Origin of the sequence: Flavobacterium sp. PL12, from assembly GCF_039123485.1 — a bacterium.
GTDB classification, from domain to species: Bacteria; Bacteroidota; Bacteroidia; order Flavobacteriales; family Flavobacteriaceae; genus Flavobacterium; species Flavobacterium weaverense.
The window spans coordinates 46,288-60,454 of the sequence record NZ_JBANDI010000020.1 but is presented as its reverse complement, the minus strand read 5'-3'; the positions used below and the strand labels follow the sequence as shown (position 1 = coordinate 60,454).

14 protein-coding genes are annotated in these 14,167 nt (G+C 33.1%); 3 read left to right on the top strand and 11 right to left on the bottom strand.

The window, feature by feature from the left end; all coding sequences use genetic code 11:
• Positions 1-57: 57 nt before the first annotated feature.
• Both pheS and RCH19_RS10405 read right to left on the bottom strand, forming a co-directional pair.
• The gene (gene pheS / locus RCH19_RS10410) at positions 58-1,077 is read right to left on the bottom strand and encodes a phenylalanine--tRNA ligase subunit alpha (RefSeq protein ID WP_343023164.1); all 1,020 of its coding nucleotides are present in this window, start codon (positions 1,075-1,077) and stop codon (positions 58-60) included.
• 111 nt (positions 1,078-1,188) lie between these two features.
• A complete protein-coding gene (locus tag RCH19_RS10405) occupies positions 1,189-1,545 on the bottom strand; it encodes a hypothetical protein (protein ID WP_121924828.1) in 357 nt (118 codons plus the stop codon).
• A 171-nt stretch (positions 1,546-1,716) separates the two neighbouring features.
• Between RCH19_RS10405 and RCH19_RS10400 the strand changes: the two genes are divergently transcribed.
• Complete coding sequence (locus RCH19_RS10400) at positions 1,717-2,223, top strand: CvpA family protein (RefSeq protein WP_343023163.1); 507 nt, start codon at positions 1,717-1,719, stop codon at positions 2,221-2,223.
• Positions 2,224-2,286: 63 nt separating this feature from the next.
• Here the strand turns inward: RCH19_RS10400 and RCH19_RS10395 are convergent, their stop codons facing one another.
• The 9 genes from RCH19_RS10395 to RCH19_RS10355 form a co-directional block, all read right to left on the bottom strand.
• The gene (locus RCH19_RS10395; protein WP_343023162.1) at positions 2,287-3,030 is read right to left on the bottom strand and encodes a tetratricopeptide repeat protein; all 744 of its coding nucleotides are present in this window, start codon (positions 3,028-3,030) and stop codon (positions 2,287-2,289) included.
• 122 nt (positions 3,031-3,152) lie between these two features.
• Positions 3,153-4,898 carry a BatD family protein gene (locus RCH19_RS10390; protein ID WP_343023161.1) on the bottom strand — a complete coding sequence of 582 codons (1,746 nt, stop codon included), beginning with the start codon at positions 4,896-4,898 and terminating at the stop codon, positions 3,153-3,155.
• 20 nt (positions 4,899-4,918) lie between these two features.
• Positions 4,919-5,653, bottom strand: coding sequence for a tetratricopeptide repeat protein (locus RCH19_RS10385; protein WP_343023180.1), 735 nt, complete (start codon positions 5,651-5,653; stop codon positions 4,919-4,921).
• A 72-nt stretch (positions 5,654-5,725) separates the two neighbouring features.
• On the bottom strand, positions 5,726-6,760 hold the full coding sequence (locus RCH19_RS10380; protein WP_343023160.1) for a VWA domain-containing protein: 1,035 nt from the start codon (positions 6,758-6,760) through the stop codon (positions 5,726-5,728).
• A 161-nt stretch (positions 6,761-6,921) separates the two neighbouring features.
• The gene (locus tag RCH19_RS10375; protein ID WP_343023159.1) at positions 6,922-7,923 is read right to left on the bottom strand and encodes a VWA domain-containing protein; all 1,002 of its coding nucleotides are present in this window, start codon (positions 7,921-7,923) and stop codon (positions 6,922-6,924) included.
• Positions 7,923-9,554, bottom strand: a complete 1,632-nt coding sequence (locus RCH19_RS10370) for a hypothetical protein (protein WP_343023158.1) — start codon at positions 9,552-9,554, stop codon at positions 7,923-7,925. The genes RCH19_RS10375 and RCH19_RS10370 overlap by 1 nt, the downstream gene beginning before the upstream one ends.
• 91 nt (positions 9,555-9,645) lie before the next feature.
• Positions 9,646-10,005 carry a four helix bundle protein gene (locus RCH19_RS10365; protein ID WP_343023157.1) on the bottom strand — a complete coding sequence of 120 codons (360 nt, stop codon included), beginning with the start codon at positions 10,003-10,005 and terminating at the stop codon, positions 9,646-9,648.
• Between the two features lie 113 nt (positions 10,006-10,118).
• Complete coding sequence (locus RCH19_RS10360; protein WP_343023156.1) at positions 10,119-10,982, bottom strand: DUF58 domain-containing protein; 864 nt, start codon at positions 10,980-10,982, stop codon at positions 10,119-10,121.
• Between the two features lie 79 nt (positions 10,983-11,061).
• Entirely contained in the window at positions 11,062-12,066 is a 1,005-nt protein-coding gene (locus RCH19_RS10355) for a MoxR family ATPase (RefSeq protein WP_121924820.1), read from the bottom strand.
• A gap of 211 nt (positions 12,067-12,277) precedes the next feature.
• Here RCH19_RS10355 and RCH19_RS10350 point away from each other — a divergent pair, with 211 nt between their 5' ends.
• Both RCH19_RS10350 and RCH19_RS10345 read left to right on the top strand, forming a co-directional pair.
• Positions 12,278-13,150, top strand: coding sequence for an aldo/keto reductase (locus RCH19_RS10350; RefSeq protein ID WP_343023155.1), 873 nt, complete (start codon positions 12,278-12,280; stop codon positions 13,148-13,150).
• Between the two features lie 216 nt (positions 13,151-13,366).
• Complete coding sequence (locus RCH19_RS10345) at positions 13,367-14,119, top strand: SDR family NAD(P)-dependent oxidoreductase (protein WP_343023154.1); 753 nt, start codon at positions 13,367-13,369, stop codon at positions 14,117-14,119.
• The last annotated feature ends 48 nt before the right edge of the window (positions 14,120-14,167 follow it).

Genomic DNA, 14,167 nt, shown 5'->3' with positions numbered 1-14,167 from the left:
ATAGTGGACAGCTGGAAATAGCTCCTAAAAATTAGATTGATTTGCTCGTCGCAATGCCTAAATACTTGCTTTGAATTGCTCTAAGAAACGAAGGTCGTTTTCATAGAACATACGGATATCGCCAATCTGGTATAGTAACATCGCAATTCTTTCGATTCCCATTCCAAAAGCAAAACCATTGTATTCATCAGGATTGATTCCGCAGTTTTTAAGAACATTAGGATCAACCATTCCGCAACCCATAATCTCTAACCAACCCGTTCCTTTGGTGATTCTATAATCAGTTTCGGTTTTTAGACCCCAATAAATGTCAACCTCAGCACTTGGCTCCGTAAAAGGGAAGTAAGATGGACGTAGACGGATTTTTGATTTACCGAACATTTCTTTAGTGAAGTATAAAAGTGTTTGCTTTAAATCAGCGAATGAAACATCCTTATCGATATACAAACCCTCAACTTGGTGGAAAATGCAATGGGAACGAGAAGAAACAGCTTCATTACGGAAAACTCTTCCTGGAGAAATCGTTCTGATAGGCGGCTTATTGTTTTCCATATAACGCACTTGCACTGATGAAGTGTGCGTACGAAGTAGAATGTCTGGATTTGTTTGTATAAAAAAAGTATCCTGCATATCGCGTGCCGGATGGTATTCTGGCAAATTTAAAGCCGTGAAATTATGCCAATCATCTTCGATTTCTGGACCTTCAGAAACATTAAAACCAATGTTCGAAAATATATCTACGATTTGGTTTTTTACTAATGAAATGGGGTGACGAGAACCAATAATAGTCGGTTCAGCAGAACGAGTTAAATCTCCATAAAACCCTTTACTTTCCTCTTTACTTTCTAAAGATTCTTGTATGGCTTTTACTTTATCTTCGGCAGAAGTTTTAAGCATATTGATTACTTGTCCAAACTCTTTTTTCTTGTCATTAGGAACATTCTTAAATTCAGCAAAAAGATCTTTCAAAAGTCCTTTACTTCCTAAGAATTTAATACGAAATGCTTCTAATTCCGCTATGTTCTGCGTTGAGAAAGCTTGAGCTTCACCAATATATTCTTTTATCTTGTCTATCATTTTCATTCCATAATTGAGAGTGCAAAAATAAGTAATTTGTTCTAAGTTTGCCCTTTAATATTCCTAGTTTTTAAAGCAAATTTGAAATTGCAAGTCGCTATTCAAAAATTATTAGCTAATTACTTCTCTTTCTAGAAAGTAATTCACAATTGCTTCTTTCATCAAAACAGATTGCTCACCCGCTTTTAATGGAGGTAACTCTTCTTTAACTTTGTAATGTGGCCAACCTTCTTCATCAAAAAATTCAAATTCGTAAAAACCGTAAGGTTCTAACAATCTACAAATAGCGATATGCATCAGGTTTAGCTTTTCATCTTTTTTATATTCTCTATGCACTTTGCCTAGTTCTTGTACTCCTATTAAATATATAATTGCATCTAAGTCTAAGTCCTCTCCTTGTGAAAATTGATCTGAAAGTATATTTACAAGCTGTTCCCAGCGTTCTTTAAGTTGTGTGTCTCTTGACATTTTAAATTTTGATTGTAGAATAACATTTTTTCACTTTTAAAAGCATCAATAAGAGATACTTTACTACTGTGGTTATTCCAATTATTTTTGCAAAGATAAGAAGTTGAAAATTGGCAATTGATATGGATCTATTCTTTTATATTTGCGCTCTCTATTATTTATATTATTACGATGGGATTTTTAGATATTATTTTGTGCGCAGCGCTAATTTTTGCTTTCTATAAAGGTGTTGTAAACGGACTCTTTGTCGAACTAGCTTCGTTAATTTCACTAATTTTAGGTATCTATTTTGCAGTTAAGTTTTCTTCTTTCATGAAAGAATTTCTACTGGGATTTGTAAAATGGAATCCTAACACAATTCAAATTGTTGCTTTTGCATTGACTTTTATTGTGGTAGTTATCGCCATAAACATTTTAGGAAAATTTTTAACTGGAATAGCTAATTTTGCCTTTCTAGGTTGGTTAAATAAATTGGGTGGCGGATTTTTTAGAATCTTAAAAACTATTCTAATTGTGAGCATTCTTTTTTCACTTTTCGAAAAAATAAATTACAATAATTATTTAGCTAAAAAAGAAACACTTGACAATTCTATATTTTATAATCCAATCCAAAAAATAGCTGGTTACGTTTTCCCTTCCATAAAGAAAGGATATGAAGAAATGAAGAAGAAAGTCTAGGTAGAAAATATTAAAGCTTACAGCTTATGAAAGGCTACAAGCTTTATTAAAAATTTACACATATTACTTCACTTCCTTTATAGCTCTACTTTCTATCCAACCTTCAGTTCCATCTGTGAGTTGGATTTTTTTCCACTTACCAATAACTTCCTCAACATACACTTTTGTCCCTTCATGAAGTAAAAACAATGACTTTCCACCGTCTCGTGGTTCACTTTTTACATTCGCCATTTCGGCAAAAACAATCGCAGGTTTCTCAGTATCGAAATATCTTTTTTCAAAAATGGCTGATGAAGCGGTAATTAACAGCACTAAAATGGCAATAAACATTCCCACGAAAAAAGCTCTTTTCCAAACAGTAATCTCTAAAAAATAATACCCAATGAAAAATAATAAAAATAGTGTTGCCAGCCCTACAGTCGCCCATCCCCAGGTATTATAATTATAGATTCCAGTGAAATCGCGAACTAATTTGGCAAAACCTACTTTAGGAATAACTTTTATTTCATCGATGGTTTTTTTATGAGCAAATTTCAAGTTATTCAAACTCTCTTGGTCCTTAGGATTCAGCACTAAAGCCTTTTCATAATAGTAGATAGAAGGTGCTACTTTATTTAATTTGTAATATGTATTCGCCAAGTTAAAATAAAGTTCTGCCGAATGTTGATTACTATTCAATACGCTTTCATAAGCAACTGCAGCTTCAGAGTAATTTCCTTTTGCATAAAGCGTATTCCCTTTCTCAAAGCCACTTTGAGCAAAGAAAATTTGGGTTGAAAGCAAGAATAAATATAGTATATTTTTCATTTTATATTGTATTTGCCATTAAGGCACTAAATCTCAAAGTTTTTAATTATTCATCTAAAAACAAATTGCAAAAATTTGAGCTCTACGTCAAAAGCTTTACTTCAACTTTGTTTTAATTCTCTTTAAGAAATCTGTTTTTCTAATTCAGATATTATAAAAACCGCCTTATCAAAATCCTGTTGAATCGTTACACTCGAGGAAGGTGCATAGCGCGCTATTTCACAATTTTCGGTTAATGCAATGAATTCAATCACCGTTTCTTCGCTTGCATTGCGCGATAATAGCAGCTCTTGAATATTATTTTTACTCATTTCTGAAGTTTCAATATTCAACTTAGCTTTCAAGAAATTATGCATTGCTTTCTCCAAGGCGATATAAAACAGTTCTTTGTTTTTAATTTGTTTCTTAGCTTCTGACAAATATTTTTTAGCTAATCTATTATTCATTCGAATTCTATTTCCACTAATATCTCCCGCCAATGCTTCACGCTTATTTTTAAATAAGATAAGTAAAGGCAAAAGTAAAAACGGAATAAATAACAATACATAAAACAAGTTAGAACCTAAGAAATCTTTTTTGTTAATTTCGCTCAATTCTGTCTTCAGTTTTATAGGTCTGAAATGATCTACAATAGCATTTTTATTCTTATTCCCATCTGCTCTTGTAGTGTCTACAGGTGTTGGTCCCTCTAGAACATTAACCATAATTTCTGGAGAACTGATCGTTTTATAAGTTCTAGAATCCAAATCAAAATAAGAAAATTGCAATGGCTTGATAGGATAATTCCCTTTGTATTGCGGAATAATAGTATAACTATCTGAAGTTTTACCGTTCATCCCTGAAAGCGGTGTACTAATATCTTCACTATGCACCGGATCATACATTTCTAAGGCATTTGGTACCTCTGGCTTTGGTAAACTAAATAATTTTAAATTCCCTTTTCCAGTAACGCTTACAATTAAGTCTAGACTTTCACCATTTTTTAAATTATTCTTAGAAGGAGTTACCTTAAAATCAAATTTTCCAACTGCACCACTAAAATTATCTGGCTTACCAGTTTCAGGGAGTGGTTTTACGTTTATAGTTTTACTTCCTGCAGAAACGCGCTTACTTGTTTCAGTGAGTAACATTCGACCAAACATATCCCTACGATTAGAAGGCAATTGAACATCAATTTCTAGCGACAGTGGTTCGATTTTAAGCTTTCCAGATTTTTGTGGATATAAGACCACTTTCTTCAATACGATGTAGCGGTAATTTTGTCCCTTAAAAATTCCTTCTTCAGCAACAAGTTGTTTTATTTCAATATTTTGACTCCAGAAATCATTGTATTTTGGTTTATTTAATTCTCTAAAGTTTGAGATTCCAATATTTGCGAAATAAAGTTTGTATACGACTGTAGTTGGTTCGTTTACATATAAATTATCTTTAGAAACATCAGCTACAAGATATAAATTATCATCAGCTGCAATTTGAGAATCGTTTGGATCTCGTGGTTGTTCTTGAGCTGCAGTTACGTTTATTTTTATGGGAGCTGTTCTATAGATTTGCCCATTGTATTCAATAGCCGCTGATTTAATAACTAGAGTTCCTTTTTGATTTGGAAGTAAAAAATAGGAATATGCTTTCTCAAATGAACTTCTACCATTCACCCATGATTGACTAACTTGCTGACTAGGACCCGCAATGATTCTGAAGCCTTCAAAAGAAGGTTGCGCAAAATCATCACCATCAACATTCATCATAAAATCCACACGTAGTCTTTCATTCAACGCGAGCGTAGTTTTACTTACACGAGCTTCAAATTGCACTTGAGCGCTGATTAAACCGCACATTAAAAAGACAATCGCTACAAAATATTTCTTCATTTTTAAAGTATGAGATTGCATTACCAATCTTTTTCTGTTTTAACCGGTTTTCCTTGTACTTTTTGAGCGTTCACTTTATCTTGAACTTTCTTCTCCTCTTTATTTACTGCGTTCAGTAAATTCTCTAAACGCTCTTTTGAAATTCCACCAGGTTGTGGTTTTGGATCTCCTTTTTCATCTTGTTTTGGATCATTTTTCTGTTTATCCTGATCTCCTTTATCATCTTTTTTATCCTTGTCTTTATCTTTCTCTTTTTTATCTTTTTCTCCGTCCTTTTTGTCGTCCTTCTTATCTTTATCCTTTTTATCGTCTTTTTTCTTGTCATCCTTTGGAGGATTATCTTTCAACATTTTTTTGGCTAAAGCATAATTGTAACGGGACTCTTCATCAGTAGGATCATTTCTTAAAGCATTTTTATAGGCCTCCACTGCTTGTGTATAATCCTTCTCATTCATAAAAACATTTCCTAGATTATGAAAAACTCGATGTTTTTCAGCTCTTGTTTTTGAATTTTTTAGTGCTTTCACGTAAGCAAATTTTGCTTCTGATGATTGCTTTTGTTTATAAATTGTATTTCCAAGATTATAAGGCGCAGTTGCTTTATTAGGGAATTTAGAATCTGAAATTCTGTAATCCGCTTCTGCATCTGCAAATTTACTTTCCGCGTATTCTTTATTGGCTTTAGATAAAATTCTATCCTTCTTTTGTGCATACAATCCGGCAGTTGCTGTAAAAGCAAACATCAAAAAAGTCATTATTATACTATTTAATCTTTTCATTTATCGTTTATTTATGCCTAAAAGAGAATTAAAATCTTTTAGAAATAATTATTTATTCTCGTTAAATAAATCTAATTTTTTAACCCATTTTGTTTTTTTCTCCAATAGAAAAACATCAACAAATAGTAGCAAAAAAGCAAAACCTAAAAACCACTGAAACTGCGATTGAAAATCAGCCATTTCTGTAGATTCAAATTCGGTTTTTTGTATTTTATCTAAAGTAGCTTTGATGTATTCCAAAACTTCTTTAGTATTATTACCATTGATATAACCGCCTTTAGTCGCTTTTGCAATAGCTTCTAAACTTTCTCTATTCATTTTAGTAATCACCACTTCGTTGTTGTTGTCCTTCTGAAAACTTTCTACAACACCATTTCTTTTCAAAGGAATGGTAGCGCCTTTTTCTGTTCCAATACTTATTGTGATAATTTTTAATCCTGCTTTATTTGCTTCCTCTGCAGCAGCTTGTGCATCTTCAGAATGATCTTCACCATCTGAAATTAAAATTAATAATTTGCTGGTTTTACTTTTTTGGTCAAAATAGGTTATACCTAATCGAATTGCATCATCTAGAGATGTTCCTTGTGAAGAAACCATTTCAGTATTCATGCTTTGTAAAAACATCTTAGCAACACCGTAATCTGTAGTAATTGGTAAAAGTGGGAAAGCGCTACCTGCATACGCAACTATACCTATCCTGTCATTCCCTAACTGATTGATAATTTGTGAAACAATTTGTTTACTCTTATCTAATCTATTTGGCGCAACGTCTTCGGCAAGCATACTTTTGGAAACATCCATTGCAAAAACAATGTCAATTCCTTCACGCTTCACGGTTTCCATTTTAGTACCAATCTTTGGATTTACTAAGGCAATAATTAGCCCAAGAAAAGCAAGAAGCAACACCACTAATTTTAAAACAGGTTTAAAAACAGAGCTTTCAGGACTCAGTTTTTTCACCATTTCTAAATCTCCAAACTCACGCTGTTTTTTTCTCTTCCAATATAAATTTGCAAGAAATACTAACACTATAAGCGGAAGTATAATCAAGAGATATAAATATTTTTTTTCGTCTAATTCCATTTATAATTTTAGATTTTTGAATTAAGATTGTAGATAATATTCCAAATCTTTATTCTAAACTTATCATTTCAATTCTAACCTTGTGCTTGCAAAAACTCTCTACAAATTCTAATTCCTAGGTACTATCTCCCTTCCCTTCGGGGAGGGCCGGGGTGGGGATTTTATATAAAACTCCTGAAAACAGTTTTTCTCAATCCAATTTCCGCTAATAATAGAAAACCTGCTATCCATACAAAAGCTCTATACTTTTCATCGTAATCATAGAATTTTAGTTCTTCGATTTCAGTGGTTTCTAGTTTATTGATAGCGGCATAAATCTCAGCTAACTTGGTATTACTCGTTGCCCTAAAGTATTTACCATCAGTTTTAGCGGCAATATTTTTCATTAATTGCTCGTCAATTTCTACTTTCATATTCTGAAATAAAAATTGGCCGTTTGGAGCGATTGCGTACGGAGACATTGCCATTCCGTTTGTTCCAATACCAATTGTATATACTTTAATTCCGTATTGCTTAGCGATATCCGCAGCGGTTTCCGGCTCAATAAATCCGGCGTTATTAACTCCGTCTGTCAATAGAATAATGACTTTACTTTTTGCTTTACTATCTTTCAATCGATTTACAGCAGTAGCTAATCCCATTCCTATTCCAGTTCCGTCTTGCAGAACATTATCGTATTTAATAGTTTTTATAGCCTCTAGAACAATTGGCTTGTCACTTGTTACTGGCGTTTTAGTATATGCTTCAGAAGCATAAATAACTAAACCGATTCTATCATTAGGTCTTTCATCAACAAAATCAGCTGCAACCTTTTTAAGCGCTTCTAATCGGTTTGGCTTTAAATCTTTTGCTAACATACTTCCAGAAACGTCAATCGCCATAACAATATCGATACCTTTTGTAGTCTTGGTTCTATTGCTAACATCTACGGTTCTAGGTCGTGCCATTGCGATAATCAAACAACATAATGCTACGATGCGGAATACATTTAAAAGTGGTTTCAAATTTGTTAACGTAGATTCTGATCCTTTAAATCCCTGTAACGAACTCATTTTCAAAGTTGCTGATTGCTGATTTTTTTTCCAAAACAACCAAAAAACTGCAACTGGAATCAGAAGAAATAGCCAAAAAAATCCTGGGTTTAAAAAAGTTATTTTATCCATTATTTTGTTGCTTGTTTTAATTCAACAGAGTTCAAAACTCTTTCTGATATTTCGTCACCGTATTTATCTCCTTCTTCATGCAACAATAAAAGTTGTTGTAACCCGCCTTCTTGACTGAAGAGTAAAGCTTCATAATATATCTTTACACTTGATTTCGTCAAAGCATCCATTTGTGAAAAAGTACCGTACGCCTTTACTCCTTTTACCCCTTCTTTTGTTTCAAATTCTTCTTGCTTCACAATCATGTTTTGAGCACCTTGCGATTCAAGTGACTGCAAAACACCATCCATTGATTTAGTTAAATCGATTTCTGTTTCTTGTTTGAATTTTAAAGTTGAAACCATTAGATAAAACTGATCTACAACACTTCCATAAGCAAAAGATTGCATCTGTTTGATTAATGCCATACCATCTTTAGGCAAGGTTTTAGTCAAGTCAACCCTCTTTAACACCTTCGGAGTTTCTACTACTATTCCTGGATTTCCATATTCACTTTTGATCCATTCGCCTTCTAATAATTCTTTTGTTGGATGACCTAAAATATTATCTTTTACGTAATCAAAACCTTTAGTAATAATGAAAAATGTGGTCACAGCAAACAATATGAAAGCTACTGATGCTACAGCAGTTACAATTCGTTTTTTACGCTGCTTCTCTAGTTGAATTTGTATCTGTTTTTGTCTTTGTGCTTCGTTTAACAACATATCTTCATCAGCTTCCACTTCAACTGGAATCGAATTATCTAGTGTTAAAATCACCTTCTGAATTTTATTTCTATCCTCTGTAATTTCGAAATCCAATGGTTTTGATTTGGCAAACTTCACTAAATCTGCTTGTTTTAAAACGCGCTCTAGATTTTCTATAATTTCTTGTGAAAGCGTCATTTTCTTTTTGACAGACGCAGCTCTAAGACCATGAATCAATTCAGAAGTTGTACTTTCCATTGCTGGAATTTCTATTGCTTCTTCGATATAATTTCGCGCAATATCTGTCAATTCACTATAATAGGCTTTGACTTCTCCTTTTTGCCATAATTCTTTTTTCTCCAAAGTATCTAGCAATGTAGTTGCTTTCTCTATTGGTGTTTTTATAATCGCTGCTTGTAATTTTTTCTCTTGACGTTTTTTAAGAAACCAATAAATAAAAGCACCAATTCCAATTAGTAGCGCAATAACCAAAACATACTTCCACCAGTTGCCAATAGGATTTTCAGCAGGAGCAATGTCTTTTATGTCAAACATTTTCTGTTTTAAAGTATCGACTTTCACATTAGCCACTTCAACTAAAAGCGAATCCGTCATAAACGGCTTGCTATTAATAAAAATCTTAATACTTGGAACAACAAAACGACCCGAATCAAATTGAGTCAGTCCGTATTTTTTTATTAGTTCATACCTATTATCTACTTTAACGGTATCAATAGGATACGAACGAATCACCTCTAAAGCACCAACGTTTTTTAAATTTGGAAAAATAACTTTAGATGACGCATCAACAGTTGTTTTTATCGACAGTTTAAATTCGGCACCAATTTTATTTTTAAGCGTATCTATACTTGTAACCACTTGCTTTTGTTGTGCAAAAACAGCTGTGGAAAGCAGTAGAAGAAGTATGTGTAATTGTTTTTTCATTTTGTATTATTGCAAGCTTCTGATTTATGATTGAAGATTAACGATTTTTGATTTCAGATTTATTTCGAACCTACCAAAAAACATATTTGGTCTATTTCAAGTTTGCTTTAGCTGTTTTAATGCTCGAAACGAAAATAGAAATTAACTCATTAGCTTCTTCTTTAGCACTTAATAAACTCTTTAAATCTGAAACTAAATTTGCCTTTTCAATGATTTTCAAACAAACAAAAGTTTCTCTTAATTCTTTTAAACATATTCCCATTTTATGGATAAAATCTTTTGTACTCTCAGTGCTTTGAGCTTCTCCATAATTTAAAGCGGGAGAAGTTCCTGATCTTATAATTTGTCCTGCTAAATGATTCCCAGCATAATTCTTTTCAAATTTATTGGCAAGAATGATTATTGCTGCTGCAAAATCGATCAATCTATTTTCTAATTCTTGTTTGTTCATACATTGCTTTTTCCACGCTCTTCATTTTAAATCTGCAGTCAAAAATCTAAAATCAAATTATTTATTCCAACACCATCTGAAATCAAAAATCGTTGATCAAAAATCTAAAATTCTTACCTCGATTTAAAATAACTTAATAATTTCGTCACGTAGCTTTCGTCAACTCTTGTGTTTACAACTCCTGACCCTGATTTGCTAAATGTTTCCTTGAAATAGTTTAGTTTTTCATGATACAATTTTTCGTAATTCATTCGCACGCTTTTCGAACCTGTATTAACTAATTGAATTTCTCCAGTTTCAGCGTCAAGCATGGAGACCATTCCTAAATCTGGCATTTTTTCTTCCCGAATGTCATACACCCGAATTCCAGTTATATCATGTTTCTTAGCCGCAATTTTTAATGTGTGTTCATAATCTTCAGACATGAAATCTGAGATCATAAATACAATTGCTTTCTTTTTCTGAGTTCCCGATAAAAATTTTAAAGCTTGTGCGATATCCGTTTTATGGCTTTTAGGCTTAAATTCGATTAGCTCCCTGATAATTCTCAAAACATGTGACCTTCCTTTTTTTGGTGGAATATACAATTCGATAAGATCTGAAAATAAAATCAAACCTATTTTATCGTTGTTTTGAGTTGCTGAAAAAGCCATCGTTGCAGCAATTTCAGTAACGATATCTTTTTTGAATTGGTTTTTAGAACCAAAACTTTCAGAACCTGAAATATCAACCATCAACATCATGGTTAATTCACGCTCTTCTTCAAAAACTTTTACATGGGCTTCATTATAACGCGCGGTAACATTCCAGTCAATCGCACGAATATCATCTCCGTATTGATATTGACGCACTTCACTGAAGGTCATTCCGCGCCCTTTAAAAGAAGTATGGTATTCCCCAGAAAAGATGTGATCGCTCAATCTTCGGGTTTTAATTTCTATTTTTCGTACTTTTTTTAAAAGCTCTTTTGTATCCATTTTATTAGTAATTAGTAAGTAGTGAATAGTGAATAGTAACCAACCGAGGCTAATTACTAATCACTCATTACTAGTGACTTTATGGTACTTCTACTTCGTTTACGATTTTGTTGATAATATCTACTGAGGTTATGTTTTCAGCTTCAGCTTCATAAGTGATTCCAATTCTGTGACGCAATACATCATGAACAACAGCACGAACATCCTCAGGAATTACATAACCACGACGTTTTATAAATGCATAACATTTTGCAGCTGTAGCCAAGTTAATACTTCCACGTGGTGAAGCTCCAAAACTGATTAATGGTTTTAATTCAGCTAATTTATATTGCTCTGGATAACGAGTTGCAAAAACAATATCCAGAATATATTTTTCTATTTTTTCATCCATATATACTTCACGAACTGCTTCTTGCGCTCGTAAAATTTGCTCTACTGAGACAACTGGATTTACCTTTTCATAACTTCCTTTTAAATTTTGACGAATTACTAGACGCTCGTCTTCCATTTTTGGATAGTCAATAACTGTTTTCAACATGAAACGATCGACTTGCGCTTCTGGCAATTGATACGTTCCTTCTTGCTCCACTGGATTTTGAGTAGCAAGAACAAGAAATGGTCGATCTAACTTAAAAGTAGTATCGCCAATAGTTACTTGTTTTTCCTGCATCGCCTCTAGTAATGCCGATTGTACCTTAGCAGGCGCACGGTTAATCTCATCGGCAAGAACGAAATTTGCGAAAATTGGTCCTTTTTTAATCGAAAATTCGTTTGACTTAATGTTATAGATCATTGTTCCCACAACATCCGCCGGGAGTAAATCTGGAGTAAACTGGATTCTACTGAATGAACCTTGAATCGCTTGCGAAAGTGTATTAATTGCTAATGTTTTTGCTAAACCAGGAACTCCCTCTAATAAAATATGTCCTTGGCCTAAAAGTCCGATCAATAAACGCTCCACCATGTGCTTTTGGCCCACAATGACTTTGTTCATTTCCATTGTGAGAAGGTCTATAAAAGCACTTTCTCTTTCAATTTTTTCATTGATTGCTCTAATGTCTAAAGTAGCCGTATTTTGTTCCATTTTATTATTTTTAAAACCTTGAATTTAATGCCTGTATTTTGAAGGTGCAAATTGAATTTTTTTTTAGAGGTAAGATGTTAACAAATGGTTAAAACTTCAATAAATACCTTAATTTTAAGGATGAATTATGATACAATTTTTATATTTTTAAGAACTTTGAAAAATAAACTTTGAATTAGAGAATTTACGTATTCATCAAAAAATAAAGACAATGAGTAAAACAAATTTATCACCTGTAATAGCTGGTGTCATGAATTGGGGAATTTGGGATAAAAAACTCAATACCAAAGAAATGGAGAACATGATTCATGTGTGCTTAGAAAACAAAATAACCACATTTGATCATGCTGACACTTATGGTGACTACACCACAGAATCAGATTTTGGAAAAGCACTTGCTTCAAGTAAAATTGCGAGAGAAAAAATGCAGCTTATTTCTAAATGTGGAGTTCAATTAGTTACTGAAAGTCGTCAAAATACAATTAGACATTATGATTTCTCAAAAGAGTATATTATTTCATCCGCTGAAAATTCTTTAAAAAATTTACAGACTGATTATTTAGATGTTCTTTTATTGCACCGACCAAGTCCTTTGATGGAAGCAGATGAAATTGCTGAAGCAGTTTTAAAATTAAAATCTGATGGAAAGATTATCGATTTTGGTCTTGCAAGTTTTACTTCCTCTCAAACAGAATTAATTCGCCAAAAAACGGAAGTAAGTTACAATCAAGTGCAATTTTCAGCAACAAATTACAAGCCTATGGTCGATGGTAGTTTTGATTATATGCAAATGAATAATATTCGTCCGCTTTCAGGAAACCCATTAGGTTCTGTATTTAGAGAAGATAACTCACAGACAAGAAGATTGAAAAAATTACTGGTTTCATTAATGGAGAAATACCATTTAGGTTCCGATTCTATTTTGATTGCTTGGATTTTACAACATCCTGCTAAAATCATTCCTATTGCTGGAACAGTAAATGTGGCTCGCATTCAATCATTGAAAAAAGCAGTGGAATTAAAATTAGATAAAGAAGATTGGTTTGCTATCTGGACCGCAAGTATGGGCGAAGATGTAGCTTAGATTTTTTCTATGAAAAACTTACGTTTTATTATTCCCGTTTGCGTGAGGGATTGCAGTGGAGCTCTTTTATGATTTGTTCTCGTTTTTGAACGAGAGCAAATTATAAAAAGCTGGAATGGAAAGCCCGACCCGAAGTTGCGAGGAGGAACAACGAAGTAATCTCAAGGGTCACGCCCAAATAATCATCATGAAAAATTGCACTAAAAAAATAAATAAATGAGCAAAATAGTATTAGTTACTGGAGCCACCAGCGGAATTGGAAAAGCAACAGCACAAATATTAGCCAAAAACAATTACAAAATTATTCTTTGTGGTCGTAGAGAAGATCGCTTACTGGATTTGAAAAATGAACTTTCAGCTTTTACAGATGTTTATACATTGTCCTTTGATGTAAGAGATAAAAAAGCTGTTTTTGAGAGCATTAATTCTTTACCAGAAGAATTTTCTAAAATTGATGTTTTGATTAACAATGCTGGAAACGCACATGGTTTAGATTCGATTCAAAATGGAGATTTAGACGATTGGGATGCAATGATTGACATTAACGTAAAAGGACTTCTATATGTTTCGAAAGCTATAATTCCGAAAATGATTGAACAAAAATCGGGTCACATTATCAATATTGGATCTATAGCTGGGAAAGAAGTTTATCCAAATGGAAACGTTTATTGTGCCAGTAAACATGCTGTCGATGCATTAAACCAAGCCATGAGAATTGACTTAAATCCTTTCGGTATTCGTGTTGGAGGAATTCATCCAGGAGCTGTTGAAACGGAGTTTAGCGAAGTGCGTTTTAAAGGAGATTCAGAACGAGCAGCTAATGTTTATAAAGGTTTTGAGCCGTTACGTGCGGAAGATATTGCCGACATTATTCATTTTGTAATCTCCAGACCTTATCACGTAAATATTGCTGATTTATTAGTTCTCCCATCTGCGCAAGCATCGTCTACTATATTAAAAAGGGATTAATTCAATTTCTAATAATAAAAAGAGAGGATTAAATTCAACTGCAGTTGA